This is a genomic window from Pseudomonas duriflava (assembly GCF_007830155.1).
Classification (GTDB): Bacteria; Pseudomonadota; Gammaproteobacteria; order Pseudomonadales; family Pseudomonadaceae; genus Chryseomonas; species Chryseomonas duriflava.
The window spans coordinates 22,154-31,444 of the sequence record NZ_VLKY01000024.1; the positions used below are offsets into that span (position 1 = coordinate 22,154).

The 9,291-nt window shown below is 49.8% G+C and carries 6 protein-coding genes; 1 reads left to right on the plus strand and 5 read right to left on the minus strand.

Annotation, left to right across the window (positions count from 1 at the left end; translation table 11 throughout):
- Positions 1-211: 211 nt before the first annotated feature.
- The 3 genes from IQ22_RS21100 to IQ22_RS21110 all read right to left on the minus strand — a co-directional run bounded on the left by IQ22_RS21100 (position 212) and on the right by IQ22_RS21110 (position 4,991).
- Complete coding sequence (locus tag IQ22_RS21100; protein ID WP_145145706.1) at positions 212-2,425, minus strand: polysaccharide biosynthesis tyrosine autokinase; 2,214 nt, start codon at positions 2,423-2,425, stop codon at positions 212-214.
- Positions 2,426-2,516: 91 nt separating this feature from the next.
- On the minus strand, positions 2,517-4,055 hold the full coding sequence (locus tag IQ22_RS21105) for a lipopolysaccharide biosynthesis protein (protein ID WP_145145708.1): 1,539 nt from the start codon (positions 4,053-4,055) through the stop codon (positions 2,517-2,519).
- A gap of 159 nt (positions 4,056-4,214) precedes the next feature.
- Positions 4,215-4,991, minus strand: coding sequence for a hypothetical protein (locus IQ22_RS21110; RefSeq protein WP_145145710.1), 777 nt, complete (start codon positions 4,989-4,991; stop codon positions 4,215-4,217).
- A gap of 1,570 nt (positions 4,992-6,561) precedes the next feature.
- Between IQ22_RS21110 and IQ22_RS21120 the strand changes: the two genes are divergently transcribed.
- Positions 6,562-7,479, plus strand: coding sequence for a metallophosphoesterase (locus tag IQ22_RS21120; protein ID WP_244309345.1), 918 nt, complete (start codon positions 6,562-6,564; stop codon positions 7,477-7,479).
- A gap of 12 nt (positions 7,480-7,491) precedes the next feature.
- Here the strand turns inward: IQ22_RS21120 and IQ22_RS21125 are convergent, their stop codons facing one another.
- The gene (locus tag IQ22_RS21125) at positions 7,492-7,761 is read right to left on the minus strand and encodes a hypothetical protein (RefSeq protein WP_145145714.1); all 270 of its coding nucleotides are present in this window, start codon (positions 7,759-7,761) and stop codon (positions 7,492-7,494) included.
- A gap of 412 nt (positions 7,762-8,173) precedes the next feature.
- Entirely contained in the window at positions 8,174-8,794 is a 621-nt protein-coding gene (locus IQ22_RS21130) for a flavin reductase family protein (protein WP_145145716.1), read from the minus strand.
- Positions 8,795-9,291 lie beyond the last annotated feature (497 nt).

Consider the following 9,291-nt stretch of genomic DNA (forward strand, 5'->3'; position numbering starts at 1 on the left):
ATTATCGATAGCTGTGATGTGCAGGCTTGTCCGGAACACGAGCCGGTAGCCTGTCTGCTTTCTATCGTTTCCGTGGCGCAATACGACTTGGTACAGGAACCTCTATTACGCTCTCCCTTATTCCTTGGGAGCGGTTCCAGACGCTCTGTTACCGCAGAACTGCAACGATTTGGTTAGGGGTTAATTCACTTCTGAATGCCTTGGCTCTTTTTCAGGAGCGGTATTCGTAATAGGCATAAATGCCATCGTCCTCGGACGAGACCGAGGCCTTGCGTTGGACGGCGTTAAAGATCACGCCCTTGACAGCAATACCGTTCTGCAGGAAGCGACGGCGTGCATTCTCGATAGCTTTGGGCGTGCTCTGGGCAAAGCGAGCTACCAGCAAGGTCGTACCTGCCAGACGTCCGACGAGCGAGGCGTCGGTTACTGCCAGGATCGGCGGGGTATCGATAATGACCAGATCGTACCGCCGGCCTAACTCCGTCAGCAGACGTGTGAAATTCAGATGAGTCAGCAGCTCGGAAGGATTGGGTGCTACCTGCCCACAAGGCAAAAGATCAAGGTTCTTGACGCCAGTGCGATAAATCGCTTCGGTGGTATCGATACGCGCCGTCAAGACTTCGGACAGGCCGTATTTCGGCTCCAGCCCAAACAATTTATGCAAATAACCCTTGCGCATATCAGCGTCGATCAACAACACGTTTTGCCCGGTTTGAGCCACAACTGCAGCTAGGTTGCTAGAGACGAACGATTTGCCAACACCCGGGGTAGGGCTCGAAATCATGAGTAGGTTGTTCTTGGCTTCAAGCATGGCAAAGTGCAGGCTTGAGCGCAGGCTGCGGATCGCCTCGACTGACAGGTTCGTTGAATCCGAAACGGCCAACAAACATAGCTTTTTGTCGGCTGGTCGATTACGCCGTCTGGTACGCCGGTCGAGTCTCTCTTGGTCCTTGCTGAACGGAATAGCCGCGTAGACCGGTAGGCCGAGTTGCTCAATCGTATCGGCACTCTCTACGCCGCGGTTGAACGCCTGGCGAATAAAGACCAGGCCGATCGCCAGAAACGCACCTAAAATCGTTGCCAGTAGAACAATCAGCGTCCGCATGGTAGCGGGCTCATCTACGTTAGCATCGGCAAGATCGATCAGACGAACGTTACCAATGGTACCCGCGCGAATGATGTCCTGTTCCTGCGCCTGGTTGAGCAGGAACGTATACGTTTGGGTAGTCACGCGTAGATCCCGATTGAGCCGCAGCAGCTCCTGCTGCGTGCTAGGTAAGGACTCAACCTTTTTCTGCAGTGATTTCTTTTCCTGATCGAGTTGGGCCATCTGACCCATGAGCGTGCGATAGCTAGGGTGATCTTTGGTAAAGAGACGGTCGTATTCAGTCTGTTTCAGCTTCAACTCGGACAGCCGTGTTTCCAGGCCGACAATCTTGTCCAATACGTTCTTCGTCTCGATGCTGATATCGGCTGATTGAACATGGGTCTGAAATTCGTTGAGAGCAACTTCAGCCTGCTCGAGCGATTTTTTTACAGTGGGAAGTTGTGCTTGCAGAAACTCAAGGCGTTGAGCTGCTTCGGCGGAGCTGCGCTCCACATTCTGGCGCACGTACAGCTGACTGATTTCATTGAGAACATGCTTGGCTTTGAGCGGGTCCTCGTCTGCGAGGGACAGGTAAATAATCCCTGATTCCTTGCCCGCTTCGCTGGCCTTTAGGTGATTCTGATAGGCGAGGGCTGTAGTCAAGACGCGATTGCGAGTGACCTTGAATTCGGTTCCTGGGCGAGCATGAATTTCGGCAACCTGCACCTTGAATCCGTTCTGGGCGATAGGTTGTCCAACTTGACCGCTCAATAGATAGCGATTGTCCGGGTCCATCAAAGTAAAGGCCCCGTTTTCGCCTGCGATAAGTCGGAGCTTCTCGCCCAGGTAGTCATCCGGCACGTCGAATTGAAAAATATTTAGCCGCTCCCCGCCCCAGGCATAGCGATTAAGACCTATAAGCGGTTCTGCTAGCTCATCCGGGTTGGTAGGTTCGAAAGTACGGTAGAGATAATGACCAAATAGTGGGAAATATTTCGGCTGCGTTTCGATGTTTAACTTGAGGTTCTCTACAACTTTGTCCAGTACGGCGCGTGATTTAATCAGCTCGATTTCCGTCACAGCCTGGGATGCAATAGGTGATTTACTGATCATCTCAGTCATGGCAGTCAAAGCTGACTTCTTAGGCTCGATCTGAATCATGGCTGTGGCGATGTAGGCAGGTGTAGACAAGATAGCGAACGCCAGGCCGAGCGCCGCAAAGAGCACGGTGATACTGCCGATCAGCCACTTGTGATCCAGCAACAGGTGCGCAATGCCCATCAAGTCGATTGCGTTGTCCTCTTTAGGCTCGAACGACGTACGCGACATAGCAGTCATGGATCCTTCCTCTCATGCATTCAAGTTGACAGCCGCAGGCTATGGCTGCCGAAGTAGCAGCGATAAGCCTGATAAACCAATAAAGCGGCGGCTAGACGCCGGGTCGAACACGATGTGCGTACAGGCGCCAAAGCCCGTCCCGTCCCGTACCGACGACAAGCAGGAGGGTCGTCAGCCCGCTGAGTCCTAGAACGGTAAACGTAGCCAGCCGTCCTTCAGGTGCCAGAAGGGCGAAAAGCACGTGACTGATCGAAAGGCCGAGTATCGTTGCGATCAGAATCTGTACTATGTCGGTACACCAAGCCTTGTGAATGCCGGGGGCAAAACGTCCATGGACGATAGGTGGCCAGATCACAAAGGCAATCGCACGTAATCCAAACCAGGCGAGGGCTGTGCCATAGACACCGAACCCGTAAGCGGCGAGCAGGATGACGGGTATTGATATGGCAGCTGAAACCAGGCTGTACACTATATGCAGTCGTAAGAGGCCATAGGCATATTGCAAGTAGAACTGAAATCCGCTCAGAGCGAGCAGGCCACTGCCCAAGGCATACCAGAAGAGAATGGATTGGCTCCAGTGTGCTGAGGTCTCGTCGCCGGTCCAGGCGAGAACTAGCGGATACCCATGCAAGGCGATAAGTGCCGACAGCGGAATAAGCAGGGAAGCAGCGGCCCGTGAGGCATTGAGATACAACTGCTGTACTTCATGTGTCCGGTTTTGAGCAACCAGAACGGTCAGGCGTGGCAGTAAGGCCTGAACCAGAGGGTTAGCCAGCGTAATAATGCCGGTGGAAATCAGAGCCACCAGGGAAAAATAGCCGTACTCCTTAAGCAACAATACCTTTGATAGCACCATTTTATCGAGCTGAGTAAGTGCGATCCACAGAACTGAGGTGAATGACATACTGGCAGCAAACGGTACAATAGGCTTGATCCGATGCCAGTTGAAGCCGCTCAAAAGTGTAGGCGGAGGCAATAGGACATAGGCTTTCATCGCGAAGATCAGCGTTTCCAGTACGCCCACAGCTACTTGGAATAGGAAAAAATCTAGAGGTGACTGGGACCACATACTGACCAGCAGCAAGCCACCCAGGTAGCGAATCGTCGCGATGAGCACATTAGCCGCATTCAACCAACCATGCTGTTCCTTGCCCTGAATACCACTTTTATAAAGCGTCGCCAGTAGACGCAGGGCTACCATCAGACCCATCAGGCTTATGCATGTCGCGACGTCTTGGGCAGGGATGTCTCGCGGGTTCAGCCAGTGGTTAGCCATCCAGACGGCACCTGTATGGATAGCGAAGCAGGCCAGTAGCGATAACGGTACGAAGATAAACTCCATCGAGCGCAGCAGATGCCCGCTGGCATAGTCAAGCTGATTCTCTTGCGGGCTACGCTGTCGCGCTACTTCTCGTATGAGCGAGGCAGAGATGCCAACATCAAGCAGTTGCAACCAGGTTTGCAATACGGTGAAAAAGCCGATCAGGCCATAGGCTTCGGCGCCCAGGTAACTTAGATAGAAGGGCATGATCAAAATACCGATCAACATCCCATAGGCCTGACCCAGATAATTCAACACGGTATTACGCAACAATGACGCACGTGGCAGCGTTGTGGGACCAGTCTGCATGAGCCCTATCCTGTAAAAATGTAAGCGGCGCGGGCAAGCGCAGTCTTTATCTTGCGTGAGGAGAGCCGGAGGTCTACCAACAGTGTCAGTTCGTTGATAACACCGGGTAGATTGCTTGCCGTATATGTATACAGGTGAAAGCAAGCATTCCCGCTCCGATTAGTTCATGGTGACTGGGTTGGGCATGTTCGTCCTGCGGCGAGCACGGCGTTGATTGAGCATCAGGATTAAACGTGTTGAAAGGCTTCCAGCATGCGGGTCGCCATAGTGGAACAAGGCTGTAGCTCGACGCAGGTCTGGATGGCAAGGCTCGTTGGCATGCAGTGAACGGTAGCCCCAAAAGAAATAGGCATTACCAGGAATGAGTTGCAGCTTAAGTGGCTTGAGAAGTGAGTGCTTGATCCCTTTGGTGATCAGGCTTCGACTGAGTCGGTTCTGAAGCAAGCATTTCTCCAGCACATTAAGGCCTACGAGGCGTCGAACGCGACGTAGATTAGGAAAGACAAGCAGATCCCCATTACCGCTTTCCTCATCGGGAATTTCAATAGGGATAAGGACGGTTAGTAGCGTCGCGTCATAATGGAAACAATTGGACTCCTTACTGCCCATATTGCCTTGGACACAGCGTAATACTTGGTAAACAGTGGGTGAATGTGCTGTGTTACCCGAACCATGAAGGTGTATGGCATGTAATAGCTCGTTGAACTCTGGAGCGCTACCCAGCATGTCCAATACAGTCCCTTTAACGGCGTCTTTGCCATGAAAGGCAAAGTAGCGTCCGGACTGTTTAATGGCATGCTCTTCAACAAATGCTCGGGCTTGAGCCAGCTGGGCCTCATCTAAATAGTTTTCAAGGCAAGCATAGCCTTGTGTATTAATCATCGAGGCTAGTTGTACAGCTTCTTGATCGGCGATACGCCTGAAAGACGCGAGCATACTTTTCTCCTAATTAACGACTTATGCCGTAAGCGCATTTGTTCCATCAAATACTCAGAGTAAAGCTACCGCACGGCCATGGAATGGCGCAGCTTGATCTAAGAGATAACGTTTTAGTTAAGTTCTATTTAATCAGTAAATTAAATTTATATAGCGCATGGCTACCGCACGGGTTTAGCTAAACCCGGTCACTAAATAAATAATTTTAAAAACTCGGTGTAGAAAGCCGAAAAGCGCACCGAGAGATAAAGGGATCGAGCAGGCGGGAAGTACCTAAGGTCTTCCTTAACCTCTGATGTCCAATGGAAGGCATTTGGCCTTCTGAGCGTGATGATCATCAAGAAAAATCAGATTGTCAATATAATTTGTCAGAAATTCACAATTTGCGTCATTCCCACTTTTTAATCATTTAACTTATTGATTTAAAAAGTAAAAATAAGATTTTCAGTCTAGTTTCGTGTGCAGGCGTGGGCGGGCTTTCTGCATGTAATACGATCTGATTTTTATTTATTTTAACTAAATCAAAGACTTATATATGCCTTAAGGGAAGTGGTGTTTTTGGGGAGCGATGGCTTGCTTAATGAAGTTTGAAGGCGTTCAGGAAAGGCTATTTCTGAAGTAATAATGAAATATGAAACTAGGTTGTAGAGACTGAGCGGTTGTTATATTTTAATTAGGCAGCTGTGTTTAAGAGAGGGCTTTACGCTATTTTAGTCTTTAGTCTTTAGTCTTTAGTCTTTAGTCTTTTATTCTGATGCTACTGTTTTCTGCGGTTATAAGTTGCTGGGAATGCTGAACTATTCGACACGTACTATGAGCAAAACTGGCGCTTAACGCTCAAGGAAGATTTCTCATAGAACTCATGGAGCAGACAAGATGGAGAACGGAATTCTACAGAGTGAAATGCCATTCAATATGGCAACGATATTCTCAGCCCCCGTAAGTGAGTGCTGGTATGTCGTCTATCCCCATGGGGGCATTGTATGCGAGTTCGATAGCGAGCAAGAAGCACGTGCAGAAGCGGAAAACTATAATGGCGTTTATTCCCGTACATTTAACGTTGTCGCTCATCGAAGCTTCCAATGCTTTACAGAAAAATAAGACTAAAGCAAAGGTCAGCCCTAAACAAACGAGTCCGTAGAAATAGCTGGCTCATAGAGCTTGCGGGTAGTCTCGGCCATGTCCGGCTCGGTACTGCTAGGGGGAAATACAATTTAAAGACTCCCCCGGAAGCCTACAGATAAAGCGAGCAAGCAGCATCAAAGTTATTCTGGGTATTAACAGATATGACCTGGTCCTGGCTCTGGCAGCGCGATAATGCGGCTATGTCATAGTTGGGGCTGGCTTCGCAAAGGAACGTTTGATGTTTCGCTCTCGTTTCACTATGCCCCTTCTTCTTATTGCTTTACATATTTTTGTAGGTGTAACGCTGATCCCTTATCTCCCGATAGATGCGGTTGGGCAGATTATAGTGGTCCTCTTTCTAGTGGCTTCGTGTTGTCTAGTGCCGCAAGGGTTCCGATCGCGCCGTCTTCACCAACCTTTGCTGGTGTGGGCAGGTCTTCTCGCCATGGGAATTTTTTCTAGCCTGGCTGTTTTCTCTCTGGTACGAGTACTTGTGCTGTTGGTCATTGGCTTGCTCTTGGCGGAAGTGCCTCCAGCCTGGTTGTCAGGATCAGCTATCATAGTCGTCGCAGTCGTTGTCTTGATAACCATGATCGGCCTTATTAATGCGCGTCGAGTCGCTCGGGTGGTCTCTATAGACATGCCTATTAGGAACCTGCCGGATGGATTGAAAGATTTCACAATCGTCCAGATCAGTGACATCCATGTGGGGCCAACTATTAAGTATGGTTACATCCAAAAAATAGTCGAGCGTGTTAACGGTCTATCCCCGGATCTAATCGCTATAACTGGCGATCTGGTAGATGGTACTGTTGAGCAGTTGTCTACCCATACCGCTCCGCTCGGGCAGCTTAAGGCCCGCTATGGTACTTATGTGGTTACTGGTAACCATGAGTACTACTCAGGTGCGCTGGCATGGATTGCTGAGTTCAAGCGAATAGGTCTTACAGTGTTATTGAATGAGCACGTACGGATAGCTCATGGAAAGGCCGAGCTAGTTTTAGGTGGCATAACGGATTATTCCGCAGGGATGTATGTGCCTATGCACCGAAGCGACCCAGCCGCCGCAATAGCTGGCGCACCGCCTTTAACGCCTAAGATACTGCTTGCTCATCAACCGCGTTCTGCTAGAGCGGCGGAAGAGGCCGGGTTCGACGCACAATTGTCAGGCCATACTCATGGCGGGCAATTCTGGCCGTGGATGCATTTTGTACGGCTGCAACAGCCATGGGTAGCCGGTATGCATCAATTGGGACAGATGAACATCTATATTAGTCGAGGTACGGGTTATTGGGGGCCGCCTATACGCTTTGGCGCACCCTCGGAAATCACCCGTATTCGTTTGGTTAAAGCCGCCGAGTGAGAATTCTTTTAATCAAGCCTTAGCTGAAGCGGTGCGCGTCGCTTGATCTAGGCATAGCAATAAGCCGGAAAAACCGACGAAGAAAAGGATTAACCACGAGAGTTTCTGGCCTATCCATATCAAGATGTTACCCAATGCACCCGTGTTGCCAAGCGCAATTTGATGCGTCTTAAAAGGATCAATGAAGCCAAGCGTGCCAGCTAGAGCAAAAAGCCCAGAGGTCAAAAAGGCTAGGGCATACCCATACTGTTGCCAAACTGATGAGTTGAATAGTTTGCTCATTAGGTCAACCTTAAATATCTATGTATTAATACCTGAGGCAGTAGCGCGGTCAGGCTTGTCTAAGAATCTTCTTTAAGCTTTCGGGGAAATGTGCATAAGCCTGCTCTGAGCGCGGCAGTTTTATGCCGCTGCGTGAGTGCTGTCAGTCAGGCTGTATTACTAGTTTTACGACGTGATTACAGTTTTCTTGAGTAATACGCTTTGAAGCCAAAGCAAAACGCTTTGAGAAAGAGTGCCGGTCGTTTTCAAACCGGTGGGAGGGGTAACGTACTGTAAGTTAGAAATGATACCCCTCGAGCAGAATGCTGGATACAGTTACTCCATTGAAGAAGTTTATGAAGCTAACAGAATTTCTTTAGAGGTGAAGCCTCAACCTGGAGCGGCTTAGGGTAAGATCACACCTAGCGCGATATTATTGAGGGCGATTCATTCTGAACAGGCTGTCCTGGCTAATTTCAAAGTAGTCTGCAGGGCCGCCACCGCGCAAAATAGGCCTTGCCTGAGCGGTCTGGTAGACACCGTCTACAAGTAGGGCGGTGTCGATGTGAACGCCTACTACCTCTCCCAGTACAAGCCATGTATTTAAATTATCGCCTGACGCCGTTTGCAACTGAATTAGTTGGGTCAGCTTGCATTCAAAAGAAACGGGAGTCTCCGCCACTCGCGGCACCGAGACGATAGTAGAGGCGGCTGGAGTCAAATCGGCTAGGTCAAATTCATTAACTTCAGGGGAGACTGCTGCGCAGGTCGTGTTCATCTTTTCGGCCAAGGGGCGGGTTGCAAGATTCCAGCAAAACTCACCAGTCTTTTGAATGTTCCGTACGCTGTCTTTATAGCCAATACTGGCGAAGCCGACGATAGGCGGCACATAGTTAAATGCATTAAAGAAGCTGTACGGTGCAAGGTTAAGTTGCCCTTGGTCGTTATGAGACGAAATCCAGCCGATAGGGCGTGGTCCTACTATGGCATTGAACGGGTCGTGGGGTAAGTTATGACCGCGGATGGGTTCGTAGAAATGAAATGTCTGAGGCATTAAAATCTTCTCCGTAAAAATAGTCATTGTGAAAAACGGCTTTCCCGCTGCTATCAGCACCTAAATAATCCAGACTCTTAAGGTTACGACTTTGATAGCCGTTTGGAGTTTGCCTCAATTTAACGCTTGACGTCCTGCCTGAGGGGCCTATAATGCGCCCACTTCCCTGCTGGGGTGGTTGGAAAAAACCTTGTAAATCAATAGCTTATCTAACTAGTCTAGCAGGCAGGTCCGTCTGGCGGGCCAGCCGGGAAGGCGGGTAGCGGTTGACAAGCCCCTGGGTTTGTGTAGAATACGCCTCCCGCTGCCAAGACGAGAGATCGCCCTGGCAGGCTGACAAGGTTTCCGGAAGACAAAATGATCTGAAAGAAATGCTTGACAGAACATGAGGTTAGCGTAGAATGCGCGCCTCGGTTGAGACAAGGTTCTCAGCCAACCGCTCTTTAACAAGTTGAATCAAGCAATTCGTGTGGGTGCTTGTGCTGTAAGACTGATGG